Below are 20,207 nucleotides of genomic sequence, written 5' to 3'. Positions count from 1 at the left end.
AGAAGGAGAAAGTGTAAATGAAAGTCAATCCATTTAAAACAACATTGTATTCAAGCGTATTGCTTGCAGGACTCGCGGCTACAAGCGTAGCAGCTGCGGATGAAGCTAAAGATGTAACAGCAACTATTGATACTGATGCAACCGTATCAAATACGACTGCAGAATCAAGTGCTAATCTTGTTAAAACAACAGGTGATGCAGCGGTTGTCACTACAGTACCTGGAACAGAAGAAAAAACTACTACTGAAACAGATACTACTGTAAAAACAACAACTAAAGCTATTGCTGAAGTTTCAAATCCTGACTTCGATAACGCTGTTGAAGCTGCAACAACGACTGCAGCAGCATCAAAAGATTCTGCTGATGTTAAAGCTGTTCAAGATCAAGCAGCTAAAGATGCTCAAGAAGCTTCAAATACAGTTGTTTCTGAAAATAAATTGACTCGTGAAGAAGCTGATGCAGCTCTTACATCTGCTAAAGCAAATGTTGTTGCAACAGGAGGATTCACAGCTACAGAAGAAGCAGGTGTGAAACACACTAGCGTCGAAGCTGCTAACAATGACAACAAAGTTCAAACAACAGCTTTGACAACTGCGGTTTCAGAATATAATCAAAAACTTGCAGATTACAAAACACAATTGGACAAATACTACCAAGACGTTCTTGCTTATGCTGCTTGGGAAAAATCATACAAGGAATATACTGGTGGAACAACAGCTCGTCTTTTGACAAAGGGCTTGGCTGAAAATGCCACTGGCTTGATTTATAAAACAGAATCTAATGCTACTATGACTGTTGAAAACTCAGCAGGTTCAGTTGACTACTTGGATAAAACAATCCAATCAGGTCACTCAGTAGATGAAATCCTTGAACAATTCAACACATCTCGTTACATTCCAAGTGACTTCAGTGCAGCTAACGGTACACAGTACACTATCAATGCTGATGGTGAATATACTGAAGATGTATGGTTGAAGATGGCTACAGGTCAAACGTTGACTGTAACATACAACAATCTAAACGGAACATCATTCAATGGTACTCCAGTTAAGAAAATCGTTGCAACTTACACTTTGGTAGAAACACCAAGTACAGATGGTTCAGCCATTGTTAAGTTGTACCACGATCCAACGAAGACACTTTTCATTGGTTCACAAACTGACGACACTAACAAAAAACTTCATGTTAAGATGAACTTGAATTTCTTTGAAACTGAATCATCAGTGACACCACTTGATTTGTCTAAGAATGGATCAGTTTTGAGTATCTCATCACTTAACCACTGGAATACTGAGCTTGGGAACCACATTGAAAAAGTTGGTTTGAATGGTAATGAATACGTTCAAATTCCTGGTTCATCTATCACTTTGCATGAGGATGGTTATGCTTATGCAACAAACGATAACGAATTTGTGGCTAACGGTTCACGCTTTAACAGTGACTCAACAGTAGACCCAACAACTGGTGAAGTCACAGATGAAGGTTGGGATGCGATTAACCCAGATGGAACACCTCGTACGAAGAATGCCTACTATGGTGCTGCTGCAACAATCTTCAAGGGTGAACCAATGGACTTCATCGTAAGCGGAAATAACCTTAACGTTCCAACTGCTTACTGGTTCGCAACTAACTCAACAGTAGTTGTTCCTGAATTGCCAGAAGAACCAAATAAACCAGTTCTTCCAAATACTGTTTCAGCATCAGTTACTTACCACAAAAACTTTGTGTCTGTTGAAGAAACAACTGAGAAACCAAAACCTCAAGTACCAACAACTCCAACAGAACCTACACCAGGTAAACCTGTAACACCAACATCAGTACCTGTAAAAGAAGAAGTTCCAGCTCTTCCAGCTACTGGTGAAAAATCAACAGCAGCTTCTGCAGCAGCAGGTGCAGCTATGGTGACATCAGCTTTGGCCTTGTTCGGTATCTCAACTTACAAACGTAAACACTAAGATAATACAAAAAAGCTAGGAAATTTTCCTAGCTTTTTTGGTTTGGAAGAATCAAGATAGCTAGAAATAAGAAAGATGAAATTTTCTGACATTTAGTAAAACTACTTGATTTAGACTCAAAAAAGAAAAAATGATATACATTTTCTAATTTTTTCAAAACTGCAAACAAGGCCTATATTATAGGCTTTTCTCTATAGCTAACCATGTAAAAAACAAGGGTCTAAATATTATTTTCAAAAAATATGAAATAAATTAATTGACAAAAAATTATAATACAGTATAATAGATTGTGTTAGGAAGAGTTTGTTTTTTTGGCAGGGTGACTCCCTAGTCCAAAAAAAGACTAGCTTAGAATCTGGAATTCTAAGTTATCAAATTCCAATGTTTCATTGTGATGATTTAAAAAGAGAAGATTTAAACAGCAAACAAATCAGATTAATCGATTTAAAACATCAGCATCATCGTAGCGGGAGCTAGCGGTATTTTTAATCCGTGTAGAGCAAACGACAGATTCAAAAACAGCAGAATCGGTAGAGACTAATCTTCAAAAGCAAAGAGGGAAAGAAAATAAAGCAGTAACTGCTAATATACCTATCAGAAGGTGGATTAAACCTAATGACTGATAGGTGGTATGTTTTGAGAGTGGCTTTTTTAGCCAATACTCTTCTAGGAAATAGTATCTTGTAAGCAGTATGACGTTCTGCGTCAAGGAGCTAGAGGGAAAGTTCTTCAGATTGACTGACTATCAATCATAAGATACTCTTGACTAGAAACCATTTTGGACCAACACGGTTTTGCGTTTGTTGGTATTGAACTGCACCTAGGGAAATGGTGGTTCAATGTTAGTAAATAAAGACTTTAACTTGTAAAAGTCTAAAAATTGTTTTATCTCATTATCAACTCAAGGATTAAGTTTTTAGTGGGATTGCGGAACAAAAGGGTGATAAGCATATTGGGATGATGCTTCAGTGACGGAATTTGACCAGATGTTTGTGAGAGCATCTGTCTATGCTACATTGACTATTTTTAAAGGTCGTGTGGAATAGAAACTGTTTTCAAGATCCTGATTCCTAGGAAAGTTGGGGGATTTTCCTTTAGGTATCGAGATTATTGAAAAGAGATCAAATGGACTGAGCGGCACTTGTATCCCAAGGTAAGCAATACACCTATAAACCTAAGTTTCCATACATCAGGGAGCAAGTTTCAGTTTGAATGGGGGACGCATCTAGAGTAATCTAGATGTTTTTTATTTTGTGAATTCTTTTACGAATAAGTAAGAGAGTGCATGAAGGAGGGTGTCGTGTTAATTGCAAAAAATCAGGAGGGAGACCTCGTTTCAGCTCTAGAAACTAGTTTGCAACGTAAGGAATCCTACAGCTGTCCGGGCTGTCAGGGAGTTGTCCTATTGAGGCAGGGGCAGGTAATGTGTCCGCATTTTGCTCATAAGTCTTTACAAGATTGTCAGTTCTTCTCGGAGAATGAATCGGCCCAACATTTATCCCTTAAGGCAGCCTTATATAAGTCCTTAGTTAATCATGGTGAAAGAGTTTGTATTGAAAAGGTTTTGTCCGAGATGGGGCAAATTGCAGATTTATTTGTTGGTGATTCCCTGGCTCTGGAAGTTCAGTGTTCTCGTTTATCTCAGCAACGTTTGAGAGAGAGGACACGTGCCTATCACCAAGCAGGTTATGAAGTGCGTTGGCTTTTGGGGGAAGACCTATGGTTGGGACGGCGTTTAACAGACTTACAGCGGGGCTTTCTCTATTTTACGGCTAATATAGGATTTCATCTATGGGAGCTTGATTGGAAGAAAGAGGAAATTAGACTTAAGTATCTTATCTATGAGGATATTTTTGGGAAAGTCTATTACTTAACTAAGACCTGGCCTTTAACCGAAAATCTGATGGCAGTTCTACGTTATCCTTATCAAGCAGAAAAGGTTGAGACCTATCAAGTGACTCAGCGAAAGAAAGTCTCACATGTGATTCAACGAGAATTAATGGGGAAAAATCCAAGGTGGATGAGAAGGCAGGAAGAAGCCTATCTTAGAGGAATGAATTTGTTATGTCTGTCTGATCAGGATTTTTTCCCACAAGTAAGATTTCCTGAATCTAGGCAGGGTTTTGTACAAATTAGACAGTCACTTGAAGGTTTTGAAAAGCTTTTTAAGCAATATTATCGAAAAAGTCATTTTTCTTATCGACAAACTCTCTACCCTCCCACCTTTTATGCTAAAATAGAAAAGAATAGACACAATTAAGGAGAATATTATGTCAGACAATCGTACTCATTTAGAAGAAAAATACACATGGGATTTGACGACCATTTTTGCGACAGATGCAGATTGGGAGACCGAATATGAAAGCACTGTTCAGGATTTGAGGAAGGCTAGTGCTTATGCAGGTCATCTCTTGGATTCTGCTAAGAACTTGCTTGAGGCAACAGAACTTTATATGAGCCTTATGCGTCGCTTGGAGAAAATCTATGTCTATGCGTCAATGAAAAATGACCAAGACACAACAGTAGGTCTGTATCAAGAGTACCAAGCAAAGGCCTCAAACCTTTATTCACAGTTGAGTGAAGCCTTTGCTTACTTTGAGCCTGAATTTATGGCCTTGGATGATAAGAAATTAGCTGAATTTAAAGAACAAGAGCCAGGTCTTGGACTTTATGACCACTATTTCGAACGTCTTTTGGCCAACAAGGATCACGTTCTTTCTCAAGAAGCGGAAGAACTCTTGGCAGCAGCCGGTGATATTTTCAACGGTCCAACGGATACCTTTAATGTCTTGGATAATGCTGATATCCTCTTCCCATGGGTATCAGATGGCCAAGGGGATGTGGTTGAGTTGACACATGGTAACTTTATCACCCTCATGGAATCTAAGGACCGTGATATTCGTAAGGGTGCTTATGAAGCGATGTACGGTACTTACGAGCAGTTCCAACATACCTATGCACAAACACTTCAAGGCGTTGTTAAGGTTCACAATTACCAAGCCAAAGTTCGTCACTATAATTCGGCACGTCATGCAGCACTTGCGGCTAATTTTATTCCAGAGAGTGTTTATGACTCACTCTTGGAATCAGTGAACAAGCATTTACCACTTTTGCACCGTTACCTTGATTTGCGTAAGAAGGTCTTGGGACTTGATGAGCTTAAGATGTATGATGTCTATACACCACTTTCTGAGACTGAAACTGCTCTTACTTATGAAGAATCCCTCAGGAAAGCAGAAGAAGTCTTGGCAATCTTTGGTGAAGAGTATAGTAAAGGGGTTCATGCAGCCTTTACGGAACGTTGGATTGACGTTCACCCTAACAAAGGAAAACGCTCAGGTGCCTACTCAGGTGGTGCCTATGATACAAATGCTTTCATGCTTTTGAACTGGCAAGACACTCTGGACAATCTCTTTACCTTGGTTCACGAGACCGGCCACAGCTTGCATTCAACGTTCACACGTCAGACACAACCATATGTTTATGGAGATTACCCAATCTTCTTGGCAGAAATTGCGTCTACAACTAATGAAAATATCTTGACAGAAACGCTTCTTAAAGAGGTAAAAGATGACAAAACACGTTTTGCTATTCTTAACCACTATTTGGATGGTTTCAAGGGAACTGTTTTCCGTCAAACCCAATTTGCTGAGTTTGAGCATGCTATCCATGAAGCAGATGCCTCTGGTCAAATCTTGACAGCCGACTTCATGAATAAACTTTACGCAGACCTCAATGAGAAATATTATAACCTTAAAGCTGAAGATAACTACGAAATTCAGTTTGAGTGGGAACGTATTCCGCATTTCTACATGAATTACTATGTCTACCAATACGCTACAGGGTTTGCAGCAGCAAGCTACTTGGCTGAAAAAATTGTTCACGGTACTGAGGAGGATAAAGAAGCTTACCTTACTTACCTTAAGGCGGGAAGCTCAGATTATCCTTTGGAAGTTATCAAGAAAGCTGGTGTTGATATGACCAATACCGACTACTTGGATGCTGCCTTCAAAGTTTTTGAAGACCGTCTCGTTGAATTGGAAGCCTTGGTTGAAAAAGGTGTTCACCTTTCTTAAAAAGAAGTTACTATACTATATGAAAGAATCATTCTGAATAAGAGTGGTTCTTTTTACATCTAAAAAACGAACGTTCACAATATACAAGCCCTAATTGCTACGGAAAATCACTAATGAGCATATTTATAGCTCCTTGTTTATATTCATGATAGACTAAAAACCTAACGTTTTATAATTGATAAGTGAACAGTGTTCAGAAATAGAAAGTAGTTTTTTGTGAAAACAACCAATCGTTATCTTGTAGCAACGTGTGGTGTCTTACTCCATCTTATGTTGGGGTCTACCTATGCTTGGAGTATCTATCGTAATCCTATTATGGCCCAGACTGGCTGGGATCAATCTTCAGTTTCTTTTGCCTTTTCATTGGCCATCTTTTGTCTTGGTCTTTCTGCAGCCTTCATGGGACGTTTGGTTGAAAAATTTGGTCCTAGAGTGACTGGGAGTATGTCGGCTGTTCTCTATGCCGGAGGTAACATTCTAACAGGAGTTGCCATTGCTCAGGGAGAGCTGTGGATACTTTATCTTGGTTACGGCATTCTTGGTGGTCTAGGACTGGGTGTAGGTTATATTACACCTGTTTCAACTATTATTAAGTGGTTTCCTGATAAGCGTGGACTTGCGACTGGTCTTGCCATCATGGGCTTCGGCTTTGCCTCACTGCTAACCAGTCCTATTGCCCAATATCTGATTCAGGCACGTGGCGTTGAGCAGACCTTTTATATCTTGGGAGTTGTTTATTTTATTGTGATGCTTTTTGTCTCACAATTTATTAAACGACCAAGTGTAGAGGAAGCACAACTGTTGGCTGACAAGAGTCCGAACCGTCAGGCTGCTGATTTGAGCAAAGGGGTTACGGCTAATGAAGCTCTGAAATCGTCAACTTTCTACTGGTTATGGCTTATCTTGTTTATCAATATTTCATGTGGGTTAGCCCTTGTCTCTGCAATTTCTCCAATGGCTCAAGATATGGTTGGGATGTCAGCGGAATCAGCGGCGGTTGTTGTAGGTGTTATGGGAATCTTTAATGGTTTTGGTCGCCTTCTGTGGGCAGGCTTGTCGGATTATATTGGGCGTCCGAAGACCTTTATCCTCCTCTTTGTGGTTAATATCGTTATGGCTATCCTTCTAATTGTCCTGCAAGTTCCACTTGTCTTTGTGGTTGCGATGGCTGTTCTGATGACTTGCTACGGGGCAGGATTCTCCTTGATTCCTCCCTACCTTAGCGATATCTTTGGGGCAAAGGAATTGGCTACCCTTCATGGTTATATTCTGACTGCCTGGGCTATGGCAGCCTTGGTGGGACCAATGCTCCTGTCGGTAACCTATGAATTGACAAAATCTTACCAGATGACCTTGCTTGTTTTCATTGCTCTTTACGTGGTAGCTTTAGTTATTGCTTACCTCTTGAAAAAGAAGGTTATTCGTCAAGTAGTCTAATGATGAGGATTTGAGTTATAGATAAGAAAAATCTCTAGCACTCGCTAGGGATTTTTTATATAATAAAACACATGGTTAAATCATATAGTAAAAACGCAAATCACAACATGCGTCGCCCAGTGGTAAACAAGGATATCGTGGCCTACATGAGAACGCATCTTCAGGAAAATAAAGGGCATTTGGCTGAGCTGGAGGCCTTTGCTCGTAAGGAAAATATTCCAATTATCCAGCACGAAGTTGTTGCTTATTTCCGATTTTTGTTACAGACCTTGCAGCCTAAGAAAATCCTTGAGGTAGGAACTGCTATTGGTTTTTCAGCTCTTCTTATGGCTGAGTACGCCCCTGATGCTCAGATTACGACGGTTGATCGTAATGAAGAAATGATTGGCTTTGCCAAGGAAAATCTAGCCAAGTATGACAGCCGCAAACAAATTACCTTGGTCGAAGGTGATGCAGCAGAAGTTTTGCAAGATTTGGACACTGATTATGATTTTGTTTTTATGGACTCAGCCAAGTCTAAATATATCGTCTTTCTGCCTGAAATCCTAAAACGTCTCAAGGTAGGTGGTGTCATTGTCTTTGATGATATCTTCCAAGGGGGGGATATTGCCAAAGACATCATGGAGATTCGTCGTGGTCAGCGTACGATTTACCGTGGTTTGCATCGTCTTTTTGATGCGACCTTAGATAACCCTGGTTTGACTGCTAGTTTGGTACCTATGAGTGACGGACTTCTTATGCTTCGGAAAAATTCTGAAAATATTATCTTGCCAGATTAAGCATTATTTAAGTAAGTGTGGTATAATAACAAAGATATTGACAATTTAAGGAGTAGATAGAATGGCTAAAGAAAATGAAAACCTTGAGTCGACAGAAGAAACTGTTGAAGAGGTTGTAGCAGACAAAGACGCAGAACAAGAGCATCTTGATCGCCAAAAAGAAGAAGAGGAAAGCATCGCCCTCGCTAGTGAAAAAGCGAAAGAAAAAGCTAAACGTGCTAAAACGAAAAAGACACGTGATGCTGGTAAACCAAGCTCAGGTGGCCGCTTCCTTGGAGGTCTTGCCCTTGTAGCTGTTTCAGCTCTCGTTGGTGCAGGTGCTATGTATGTTTCTCTAGGGAACAAAACGACTGAAGAAACAACTTTGGTATCTATGAAAGGTGATACTGTTACTGTCGGTGATGTCTTTGATTCACTTAAAGGTAGCAGCCAAACACAACAAAGTGTTTTGAGTGCAACGTTGCAAAAGGCTCTTGAAAAAGAATATGGTAGCAAAGTCAGCAAAGAAGACGTAGACAAAGCTTATAAGCAAGCTTCAGAACAATACGGAGATCAATTCTCACAAGTACTTGCAGCCTATGGTCAAACAGAAGAGTCATACCGTACTCAAATCCGTACACAAAAATTGGTTGAGTATGCTGTTAACCAAGCCGCACAAAAAGATTTGACAGAAGCCAATTACAAGGCTGCCTATGATAACTACACACCAAATACTGAGGTGCAAGTGGTTTCAACTACTGATAAAGCAGTGGCAGATAAGGTGGACTCTGAAGCTAAGGCAGAAGGAGCAGACTTCTCACAAGTTGCTAAAGATAACAGCTTGGAAGTAACTTCTAAGACAGTTAACTCAGCTTCTCAAGACTTCCCAGCAGATGTTTTGACAGCAGCCTTCAAACAAGATGCTAATGCTGTTTCTGACGTAGTGACTGTTTCAAACAGCTCAACTGGTGCTGCAACTTACTACATCGTTAAAACTGTTTCAAAATCTGAGAAAAATGCAGATTGGAAAAACTATAAGGATGATTTGACTAAGGTTATCATCAATGGTAAGAAATCTGATACTAACTTCACTAATTCAGTGATTGCTAAGGTCCTTAAGAAATATAATGTTAAAGTTGTAGACAAGGCCTTTAGCGCAATTCTTGACCAGTATGTGACTGGTTCTGGAGCTTCATCAAGTTCATCATCAAGCTCTAGCAAATAAATCACAAGATAGAGTTGATAATGCTATTATCAGCTTGACCTAAGACCTAAAACACGTTAAAATGGAGAGTGGCTGAAAGTTCTAATATCATGACATTTTTGGCCATCCCTTTGAGATTGGTAATCATTGCTTCTGATACAGAAAAATGGCGGTCGCTGCGAGCCACGGACGAATCTGGTTACTTGCTACTCAAAGTTCACAATTAAAGACAAATAAGAATGACAAGTTCATTGAATGAAGGTGGTACCGCGGTTCACGTCGCCCTTCGTTTAGTGGCCTTGTCTTTTATTCTTTTAGTATTTTTTGAATGAATGTATGACATTATTGGAGGTAGCTTATGAAAACCTATTTTGTCAAACAGAAGTTTCGATTGGGTGGTGAACGCTTTGATATCAAGGATGATCAAGGTAGAGTTGCCTATCAGGTTGAAGGATCCTTTTTTAAGATTCCAAAGACCTTTACGATTTTTGGCGAGGATGGTCGTGAGATCAGTCATATCACCAAGGAGCCTATTAGTCTCTTACCCAAATTTACGGTGAATTTACAGGATGGTTCGAGTTTTTACATTCGTAAAAAATTAACCTTTCTTCGTGATAAGTATGATGTCGATAATCTTGGCTTGCGAATAGAGGGGAATATTTGGGACCTGGATTTTCAACTGCTTAATAGTCAAGATCAGGTAGTTGCTAGGATTCAAAAGGAACTCTTCCATCTAACATCGACCTATACTGTTATCGTTTATGAAAATACTTATGCCGATTTAGCCATTTCCCTATGTGTCGCTATTGACTATGTGGAAATGCTCGAGAATAGCTCAAAATAAGAAACAATTGATTAAGGAGAAACAATGAAACAACTTACTTCAGCACAAATTCGTCAAATGTGGCTTGATTTCTGGAAATCAAAAGGTCACGCTGTTGAACCATCAGCTAACTTGGTTCCAGTTAACGATCCAACCCTTCTTTGGATTAACTCAGGGGTTGCCACTTTGAAAAAATACTTTGATGGCTCAGTAATTCCTGAAAATCCACGTATCACTAACTCACAAAAAGCTATCCGTACCAACGATATCGAAAACGTTGGTAAGACAGCTCGTCACCACACTATGTTTGAAATGCTTGGTAACTTCTCAGTTGGTGATTACTTCCGTGATGAAGCTATCGAATGGGGTTATGAGCTTTTGACAAGCCCAGAGTGGTTTGATTTTCCAAAAGACAAGCTTTACATGACTTACTATCCAGATGATAAAGATTCATACAACCGTTGGATTGCCTGCGGTGTTGAACCAAGTCATTTGATTCCAATTGAAGATAACTTCTGGGAAATCGGTGCTGGACCTTCAGGACCAGATACTGAAATCTTCTTTGACCGTGGCGAAGACTTTGACCCTGATAATATTGGTATCCGTTTGCTTGAAGAAGATATTGAAAACGATCGTTACATTGAAATTTGGAACATCGTTTTGTCACAATTCAACGCAGACCCAGCAGTTCCCCGTTCAGAATACAAGGAACTTCCTAATAAAAACATTGATACGGGCGCGGGTCTTGAACGTCTTGTAGCCGTAATGCAAGGGGCTAAAACAAACTTTGAAACAGACCTCTTCATGCCTATCATTCGTGAAATCGAAAAAATGTCTGGTAAAACTTACGATCCAGATGGTGACACAATGAGCTTCAAGGTTATTGCTGACCACATTCGTTCATTGGCATTTGCCATCGGTGATGGTGCTCTTCCAGGTAATGAAGGTCGTGGTTATGTCCTTCGTCGTCTTCTTCGTCGTGCAGTAATGCATGGTCGTCGTCTCGGCATTTCTGATGCTTTCTTGTACAAACTTGTTCCAACTGTTGGTCAAATTATGGAAAGCTATTACCCAGAAGTTCTTGAGAAGAAAGATTTTATCGAGAAGATTGTTAAACGTGAAGAAGAAACCTTTGCACGTACTATCGATGCAGGTTCAAGCATGCTTGACGAGCTTCTTGCTAACCTTAAGAAATCTGGTAAAGATACGCTTGAAGGTAAAGACATCTTTAAACTTTACGATACTTACGGATTCCCAGTGGAATTGACAGAAGAGTTGGCTGAAGATGAAGGCTTCAAGATTGACCATGAAGGTTTCAAAGCTGCCATGAAAGAACAACAAGACCGTGCGCGTGCTAGCGTGGTTAAAGGTGGTTCTATGGGGATGCAAAATGAAACCCTCGCTAACATCACTGAACCATCTGAGTTCTTGTATGAAGCGGAAACTGCTGAAAGCCGTTTGAGCGTAATCGTTGCTGATGATGCTCGTCATGATAGTGTTAACTCTGGTCAAGCCCTTCTTGTCTTTGAACAAACACCATTCTACGCTGAAATGGGTGGACAAGTAGCAGACCACGGTACAATCTCAGATGCAGCTGGTACAGTCGTTGCGCGTGTTGTTGATGTTCAACGTGCACCAAATGGACAAGCCCTTCACACTGTTGAAGTTGAAGGTGAACTTGTTGTAGGAGCTAACTACAAACTTGAAATTGACCACACACGTCGTCACCGTGTCATGAAGAACCATACAGCGACTCACCTCTTGCACGCTGCCCTTCATAACATCGTCGGTGATCATGCTGTTCAAGCCGGTTCTCTTAACGAACAAGAATTCTTGCGTTTCGACTTCACTCACTTTGAGGCTGTAACTCCAGAAGAATTGCGTGCTATCGAAGAACAAGTCAACGAAGAAATTTGGAAAGCTACTCCAGTAACAACTATTGAAACAGATATTGACACTGCTAAATCAATGGGAGCTATGGCCCTCTTTGGTGAAAAATATGGTAAGAATGTTCGTGTCGTTTCAATCGGTGATTACTCTGTTGAGCTTTGTGGTGGTACGCACGTTGCCAACACTGCTGAAATCGGTATGTTCAAGATTGTCAAAGAAGAGGGTATCGGTTCAGGAACACGCCGTATCTTGGCAGTGACATCACGTGAAGCTTACCTTGCTTACCGTGAAGAAGAAGATGCCCTTAAAGCAATCGCAGCAACACTTAAAGCACCACAATTGAAAGAAGTGCCTAACAAGGTTGCTAGCCTTCAAGAGCAATTGCATGCCCTTCAAAAAGAAAATGCTGCGCTTAAAGAAAAGGCAGCTGCAGCTGCAGCTGGTGACGTCTTCAAAGATGTTAAAGAAGCTAACGGTGTTCGTTACATTGCTAGCCAAGTAGAAGTTTCTGATGCAGGTGCCCTTCGTACCTTCGCGGACCAATGGAAACAAGCAGACTACTCTGACGTCCTTGTCCTTGCAGCTCACATTGGCGAAAAAGTTAATGTTCTTGTAGCAAGCAAGTCTAAAGATGTTCACGCAGGTAATGTTATCAAGGTTCTCGCACCAATCGTATCAGGTCGTGGTGGTGGTAAACCAGATATGGCCATGGCCGGTGGTAGCGATGCCAATGGTATCCAAGATCTTCTTTCAGCAGTAGCAGAACAGCTCTAAGATGTGATACAATAAAAGTAACTTGAAAAGATAGGATGAAAATCCTATCTTTTTTCTTTAAAAACTTTAGTAATAATATTGAAATAATTGTAAAAAATATTCCAAAGGGGTATAATAGAAATATGAAAACGGTTCCAATGTTTATCAAACAGCCTAGAAAGTGAGAGTGATCAAAATGAGAAAGGCATATGTTGTTAAGGAACGTCAACGTTACTCAATTCGTAAATATTCTTTTGGAGCTGCATCAGTCTTGATTGGTGCGAGCTTGATGCTTGGTGGACATGCTTTGGCTCAGGAACAAGCCAACAGCACAAGTACTAGCAAGGATTATGAAGTTTTTGTAAATAATTCTGAACCACTTCAAATCGACCAGGCAACTTCAGAAGCTGTTACCGATGTCCTCAATCAACCAGCTTCAAGATCTGAAGCGCCAAGACCTAAGCTTGCTAGCAGTGAGGTTGCCTCTTCTGAAGCTAATAGTGTAGTGGCTAGCGAGGCTGCTTCTTTGGAAGTACCGGCAGAGGTTGCTCATTCTGCATCTGCTGTTGCTACTGTTTCTAGATCAGAAGTGGCTAGCCCACGTTCTGAAGTGTCATCAGTAGCTAGCTCTGAAGTAGCAAGTGAGACTAACCGTTCAGCAACTTCAGAAGTAGCAGAAGCTAGAGTTACTGACCGTGAAGCTGTGGATACTCCTCAACCTGGTGTGGATGGTCCAGTGACTGCTGATGGTTCTCTTGATATTCCATCAAACGGTACCTATTATTTCCGTCGCACAACAGAAATTCGTACTGCGCCAATCATGGATATCAAACCTACCTTCGTCTTTAGTGCAGGCGACCATGTTATCTACGACAAGGTCTTGAAGAGAGACAATCACCAATGGATTTCTTACATTGGTTACGACTATGAACGCTACTATGCTGATATCGCAGCTTTGAAGGCCGAAAATACTAGTAGCACTACTGAAGCGACTAGAGATGAAACTATCCCTGAACGTGGTACTTATTATTTCACTAAACCTGCAGATGTGAAGAACCAACCTAGCTTGACTGCTAAGACTGAGTTCAATTTTGATCCTGGTATGTCAGTCAACTACGATAGATCTTTGCTTGCGGACAACCACCGTTGGATTTCTTACACTTCGTACAGTGGTACTCGTCGTTACGTCGACCTAGGTGCTGTTGCAGAGGCTGTAGCTAAACCAAGAGGCGATATCGCTATTGAAAGTCATAACAATGGTGACTTTAGTGTGGTTATCAGTAATGTTTCAGATCAAAACGGTGTCCTTGGAGTATCTGTTCCAATCTGGTCTGAAAAGAATGGTCAAGATGACATCATCTGGTACAATGCGACTCGTCTTAACAATGGTAACTACAAGGTTAACGTCAGTCTAACTGACCACAAGAATGAACGTGGCCTCTACAATGTTCATCTTTACTATGTTGAAACTAATGGTAAATTAGTTGGTGTGGGTGGCACAACTTACACAGTTCCTGCCAAAGTTGAAGAAACTCATACAACTACTAGCTATAGCCTTCCTGATGCAGGAACTTACACCTTCAGAGAACGTTCTAGCATCAAGGCAGAACCTCGTGTGGCAAGTCCAGAGTTGGCCTACTACGATGCTGGCATGTCAGTCAACTACGACAAGATTGTCAGTGGTGATGGTTACCAATGGCTTTCTTACCTCAGCTACAATGGCAACCGCCGTTATGTAGCCGTGTCTAAACTTGCTCAACAAGAAAGCAAACCAAGTGGTACTATCAATATTGAAAATCTCTCTAACCTCGGTTTCGATGTTCATATCACTAATGTTTCTGGTGGAGATAAAGCTATCCAAGGCGTAAGTGTTCCAGTATGGACAGCTAAGGACGGCCAAGATGATCTTGTATGGCACCAAGCTGACAGACAAAGTGATGGTAGCTACAAGGTTCGCATCAATGTTAGTGATCATAAGGCTGAAGCAGGCGAATACATTGTCCATCTCTACTATGTTCAAGATGGTAAGATGGTAGGTATTGGAGGCACTAGCACAACTGTTCCAGTTCAAAATGCAACTCGCCACAATCTTCCAGCCTCAGGTTCATACACCTTTACTGCTCGTTCTGGCATTAAGACTCAACCTTTGGTAGCCAACCCAGATGTTAGCTACTACGATGTTGGTATGTCAGTCAACTATGACAAGGTTGTCAATAATGATGGCTATACATGGCTTTCTTACCTTAGCTATTCAGGACATCGTTTCTATGTGGCTATCGCACCAACGAGTGTAACTAAACCTGTAGAACAACCAGTCCAACCAAGTACACCTTCATCTGGCACCTATACTTTCAAGGAACGCTCTAGCATTAAAGCAGAACCAAGTGTGGCAAGTCCAGAGTTGGCCTACTATGATGCTGGTATGTCCGTTAACTATGACAGATTGGTGACTGCAGATGGTCATACCTGGCTCTCTTATGTCAGCCATGGAGGCAACCGCCGATACGTTGCTATTGATGCTAAGGCAACAGCAGTTGCTCAACCAGCAAGCCCAAGCTTAGCGGCAACTGGCACCTATACCTTTACCAAACCGAGCTCTATCAAGGCTCAACCAAGCGTTGCAAGCCCAGAGTTAGCCTACTATGATAAAGGCATGTCCGTTCGCTATGACAAGGTCCTTACAGCAGATGACCATACCTGGTTGTCTTATGTAACCTATAGCGGTGCAAGACGCTATGTGGATATTTCTTAAGATTCGTAACATCACTCTCTTTTGAGGGTGGTGTTTTTTTGGTGAATGAAGCAAAAAAATGTTACAAACTATTGTTTTTTTGTAATAAAAATGTAAAATAGGTAAAGAGAACAAAAAATCTCATTTTAAATAAATAAGAGAGGTTCATTTATTAAAGAAATGCTCTAACTTAGAATTTCTCTTAAGATTATGCTAAAGGAAGTTATGCCATGCTTAACATCTATGTTTTAGAGGATCATTTTATCCAACAAAATCGTATTGAAGAGGTTATTCATACGATTCTTAAGAAAAATAATATTAAAGTGGGGGACTTTGAGGTTTTTGACAAACCCAATCAACTGTTAGAGTCTATTACCGAGCGAGGGTCTCATCAGCTCTTTTTCTTGGACATTCAAATTAAAGACGATACTAAAAAAGGTTTGGAAGTGGCTAAGCAGATTCGCAGGAATGATCCCTATGCCAATATTGTTTTCTTCACGACCCATTCAGAGTATCTTCCCTTGACTTTTCAATACCAACTGGCAGCTCTAGACTTTATTGATAAGTCTTTGGAGGGTGAGGACTTTCAAAAGCGTGTGGAAAGTGTTATCTTATTAACCTGCAAAAAGACACAGAGTCAGAATCCAGAAGATGCTTTTCGGATTGAGAATGCTAAGACCGTTATTCAGGTTCCCTTTCATGATATCTTATACTTTGAGACATCAGACATTGTTCACAAGGTTATCCTTTATACCAAAGAGGAGCAGATTGAGTTTTATGGCAGTCTCTCACAAATCGAAAAGAGTGACCCTAGACTGTTTAAATGCCACAAATCTTTCCTTATCAACCCAGAAAATATCATCAAATTAGATAAAAGTACGGGGACAGTCTATTTTGAAAATGGTGGCGTTTGCTATGTTTCAAAGTTGAAACTAAAGAAATTGCTTGAGAGAATCAGCCTATGACAGCAATCAATTTTTTGTTGGATAATCTAGATTTTTTAGCGGAGATTATCCTCTTTATTCTCATTTATCAATACATTACCTCCGAGAAGATAAAGCTAAGATGGTATATCATCATCCCCTTGATTATCCGATTTTTGTTTGTGCTCTCTCCAGCGCTATCCTATGTTTTAGGGCATGCCTTCTTGGTTGTTTATTCCCTCTACAGAAATCGTTATGGCAATAGGTTATTAGATATTTTCTATGGCTTGTTTCCAATCATCATAGAAAGTCTTGTTCACAATCTTATTATTTATGGGATTGCCTTGGTCATCAATCGTCATTATCTGATTGTACTTAACCATTTTCATTTAAACCTTGTCATTGAGTTGCTAGTCTTTCCTGTGTTTTGGTTAATCATTAAGACCTTAAAAGTGGATTTCAAAGCATTGAACTATGGTTTTCGAAAGTCATTTTCAAAGTACTTTTTATTACTCATAGATATATCAATGTTATCTTATGCCCTCCTTCTCCAATATATTACCTTTTTTGTGCAACAGAGCCCTGGAGGAAGAGATTGGCATGTTTATCTCGTGGTGACCTATGCTTTACTCTTTCTTGCGACCCTTGTTTATATCAATGCGACCTTCAGTGAGAGACTAAAAGAAGAAGTCCTACTCCAAAAAGATAGGCAAATGAGTGATTTGGCTCATTATAGTCAACAAATCGAGCAACTTTATACGGATCTTCGTCGCTTCAGGCACGATTACCTAAATGTCTTGTCTAGTATCAAATATGGCATTGACTCCAAGGATATGGCTATTATTTCCGATATCTACGATAACATCCTTGAAAAAACAAAGACTCGGATTGAAGGAAAACAGTACGAAATTGCCAACTTGATTAATATTAAAGATGAAGCTGTTAAAGGTGTCCTGGCTAGTAAAATTTTGGAAGCACAGGGACAGTCTATTACCATTCACCTTGAGGTCAGCGACGTCTTTGAGGTATCAAGGATGGAATTGTTGGATTTCATAACAGTGTTGTCTATTTTTTTGGATAATGCTATTGAAGCTAGTCTGGATAGCAGTGCTAAAGAAGTAAACATTGCTCTTATCAGTGGAGAGACAAAGGTGGTGATAGTGGAGAATACCATTGCTCAAGAGTCTATCAATACAGTCGGTATCTTTAAACTTGGTCGCTCAAGTAAAGGAGAGGGCCGCGGTATAGGTTTGTCCACTGTTCGAGAGATTTTAGGGAAGTACCCTAATTGTTCTTTGTCAACACAATCTAGAGACTATCGATTTAAACAGACACTAAAAATAGAAGATGTGGTTTGATTATGACGAAAAAACCACCGTTTATGACTTCAATGAAAAATTTAGCTGTCTATATATTATAATAACCTAGTAAATTATCAGAAAAGGAATATCACTCATGAAAAATACAAGTAAACTCATTGGTATCGTGGCAGCTCTTATCGTAGTTATCCTCGCTGTCTTCTTAGTGACTAAGTTTAATAGTCATGAGTCGGCGCGTGTTAGCACAAGTAGTAGTCCAGTCAAGACGGTTAAGAAATCATCTTCAAGCTCAAGTAAGGCTGTTAAGAAGGGTAAAAAATCAACTCAATCATCATCTTCATCAGTTTCAAATGAAGAAAATGACAATCAGACCTCAGCAGTAGCACCTAAAGCTTCTTCTCAAGAACAAGCTCAAGCAGGCGCTACAGATGGTGGTCAAGTGGCTGAAGCAACAACACCAGCTTCTCAAGTTGAAGGTGGTCGAGGTGCTTGGACAGCTACTTCTGGAACATTGACACTTGATGAGGAAACGCCTGTTTATGCTACGCCAGATAAAGACAGTGGAGCTGTTTCTAAACTTCCTGCAGGGGATGTTGATTGGGACAAATATGAAATTTTACCTGATGGAAACTGGTATAGTTTTGTTAAGGATGGTCAACGATACTACATTTCATATTCAGATGTAGGACATTGATAAAAGGTTCAAAAATGAAACATGATGGCATTTAAAGCTGTCGTGTTTTTACTTTATTTTCCATTTTTTTGGAAAAACAACGAATATATAAGTATAATCAGTCATTTTCCGATTATGACAAAAATTGGACAGTTTATGATTTAGGTGTGAACAAGTCAAATAAATTTGGTATACTAATGGACAAGTGAGAAATATTCAGTAATATTCTGTAAAATACTTGTAATGTTTGTCACTGAGTGTTACAATCAAACAGTAACATCAATTCGATAGAGAGAATAATTGATATGAAACGAGAAAAATTTTTACACGAACAACAACGTTTTTCCATTCGTAAATATTCATTTGGGGCAGCATCAGTTCTTTTAGGAGCAAGTTTGGTCTTTGCAGGTCAAGCTTTGGCTGATGAGCATCATGAAGTTTCAACACCTTCAGATGCCACTGTGCGTGCTACCTCAGATAGTGATGCTGTGACAGCAGCTGATATTTTCAGTGGGGTAGCATCAAGTGAGAAAGCTAGCCAAGTCTCAACAACTAGCCAAACCGCTAGTGAAACTGCTACTAGCGAGGCTAGAAGTGAAGTGAGTGCTAGTACCTCACAAGCAGCAGATAAAATTTCTGAATCAACAACTGCTAGCTCAGAAGCGACAAGGAACACAAATGCTTCATCTGAAACAGCCACTAACCTTGAGCTATCTTCCTTAACGATAGCAGCTGTCAATACTAGTTTGGTGAGCCAACCAGCTACAACTACAGACAGCGACCTTCCAAGTCAAGGAACTTATGTTTACAAGGAACGTACAGAGATTAAGAATCAACCCAAGGTGTCTGCCAAGGCTGAATTTTATGTAAATCCAGGGGATAGCGTCTTCTACGATCAAGTCGTGACGGCTGACGGCTACCAATGGATTAGCTACAAATCATACTCTGGCGTGCGTCGTTATGCGCCAGTGAAACCAGTGGCAGCTGGTAGTGGTAACGGTAATAGTGGTAATGGGGATGGCAAGCCTTCTAATGGCACTCAAGCCACAACAGGTGCTTTGAACATCCCAGCGACAGGAACTTTCTACTTTACACGTGACACAGATATTAAGAAAGAACCAAAAGCAGACCTCAAACCTACTTTTGTTTTCAGTAAGGGTGACCATGTTATCTATGACAAAGTTTTGACTGCGGATAATCACCAATGGATTTCTTACCTTGGTTATGACTATGTTCGCTATTATGCAGATGTTGCGACTTTGACACCTGCTAAAGCTGAAACACCAACTGTTAAACCAACAGAGACTAATCAAGCAAAACCAGAAGTTACTGGTGCTGAAAAGCTTCCAGCAAGTGGTACTTATAATGTGACACGTAGCTTGAATGTTAAAAATGAACCTAAGGCCTCAGCAGAAACACTTTATACCTTGGAAAAAGGCTACAAAGTGAACTATGACAAGGTCTTGACTGCGGATAACCACCAATGGATTTCTTATATTAGCTACAGTGGTACACGTCGTTATGCGGATATTGCTACCTTGAAAGCTACTGAGTCTAAGCCACAAGAAAACCGTATTTCTGGTAATCTTACCATTAACAACCAAACGTCTAATGGCTTTGATGTTGTCGTTACTAATGTTTCAGGTGGTGGCAAAGAAGTTAAAG

The 20,207-nt window shown here is 40.2% G+C and carries 13 protein-coding genes; all 13 read left to right on the top strand.

Annotated features, from left to right (window positions below; genetic code table 11):
• The first annotated feature begins 17 nt into the window (after positions 1–17).
• A complete protein-coding gene (locus tag HMPREF2867_RS06410) occupies positions 18–1,955 on the top strand; it encodes a GbpC/Spa domain-containing protein (RefSeq protein WP_070576524.1) in 1,938 nt (645 codons plus the stop codon).
• 1,300 nt (positions 1,956–3,255) lie between these two features.
• The gene (locus tag HMPREF2867_RS06405; RefSeq protein ID WP_070576639.1) at positions 3,256–4,215 is read left to right on the top strand and encodes a competence protein CoiA; all 960 of its coding nucleotides are present in this window, start codon (positions 3,256–3,258) and stop codon (positions 4,213–4,215) included.
• A 10-nt stretch (positions 4,216–4,225) separates the two neighbouring features.
• Positions 4,226–6,031 carry an oligoendopeptidase F gene (gene pepF, locus HMPREF2867_RS06400; protein WP_070576521.1) on the top strand — a complete coding sequence of 602 codons (1,806 nt, stop codon included), beginning with the start codon at positions 4,226–4,228 and terminating at the stop codon, positions 6,029–6,031.
• A gap of 216 nt (positions 6,032–6,247) precedes the next feature.
• Complete coding sequence (locus tag HMPREF2867_RS06395) at positions 6,248–7,468, top strand: L-lactate MFS transporter (RefSeq protein ID WP_002890134.1); 1,221 nt, start codon at positions 6,248–6,250, stop codon at positions 7,466–7,468.
• A gap of 71 nt (positions 7,469–7,539) precedes the next feature.
• Positions 7,540–8,247, top strand: coding sequence for an O-methyltransferase (locus tag HMPREF2867_RS06390; protein WP_070576518.1), 708 nt, complete (start codon positions 7,540–7,542; stop codon positions 8,245–8,247).
• A gap of 61 nt (positions 8,248–8,308) precedes the next feature.
• Positions 8,309–9,451: a peptidyl-prolyl cis-trans isomerase gene (locus HMPREF2867_RS06385; protein WP_002886735.1), complete on the top strand. Its 1,143-nt coding sequence runs from the start codon at positions 8,309–8,311 to the stop codon at positions 9,449–9,451.
• Between the two features lie 337 nt (positions 9,452–9,788).
• A complete protein-coding gene (locus tag HMPREF2867_RS06380) occupies positions 9,789–10,274 on the top strand; it encodes an LURP-one-related/scramblase family protein (RefSeq protein ID WP_070576515.1) in 486 nt (161 codons plus the stop codon).
• 24 nt (positions 10,275–10,298) lie between these two features.
• Entirely contained in the window at positions 10,299–12,917 is a 2,619-nt protein-coding gene (alaS, locus tag HMPREF2867_RS06375) for an alanine--tRNA ligase (protein ID WP_060973372.1), read from the top strand.
• A gap of 175 nt (positions 12,918–13,092) precedes the next feature.
• On the top strand, positions 13,093–15,648 hold the full coding sequence (locus HMPREF2867_RS06370) for an SH3 domain-containing protein (RefSeq protein ID WP_070576512.1): 2,556 nt from the start codon (positions 13,093–13,095) through the stop codon (positions 15,646–15,648).
• 209 nt (positions 15,649–15,857) lie between these two features.
• Complete coding sequence (locus HMPREF2867_RS06365; RefSeq protein WP_021144603.1) at positions 15,858–16,592, top strand: response regulator transcription factor; 735 nt, start codon at positions 15,858–15,860, stop codon at positions 16,590–16,592.
• Positions 16,589–17,908 carry a sensor histidine kinase gene (locus tag HMPREF2867_RS06360; protein ID WP_021144602.1) on the top strand — a complete coding sequence of 440 codons (1,320 nt, stop codon included), beginning with the start codon at positions 16,589–16,591 and terminating at the stop codon, positions 17,906–17,908. Before HMPREF2867_RS06365 ends, HMPREF2867_RS06360 begins: the two co-directional genes overlap by 4 nt.
• A gap of 97 nt (positions 17,909–18,005) precedes the next feature.
• On the top strand, positions 18,006–18,563 hold the full coding sequence (locus HMPREF2867_RS06355) for a transcriptional regulator (protein ID WP_070576508.1): 558 nt from the start codon (positions 18,006–18,008) through the stop codon (positions 18,561–18,563).
• A 284-nt stretch (positions 18,564–18,847) separates the two neighbouring features.
• A partial coding sequence (locus HMPREF2867_RS06350) for an SH3 domain-containing protein (protein WP_256263065.1) occupies positions 18,848–20,207 on the top strand: 1,360 nt, incomplete at its 3' end.

The organism is Streptococcus sp. HMSC064H09, from assembly GCF_001812625.1.
Classification (GTDB): Bacteria; Bacillota; Bacilli; order Lactobacillales; family Streptococcaceae; genus Streptococcus.
This window is presented reverse-complemented; position numbering and strand designations above follow the sequence as displayed.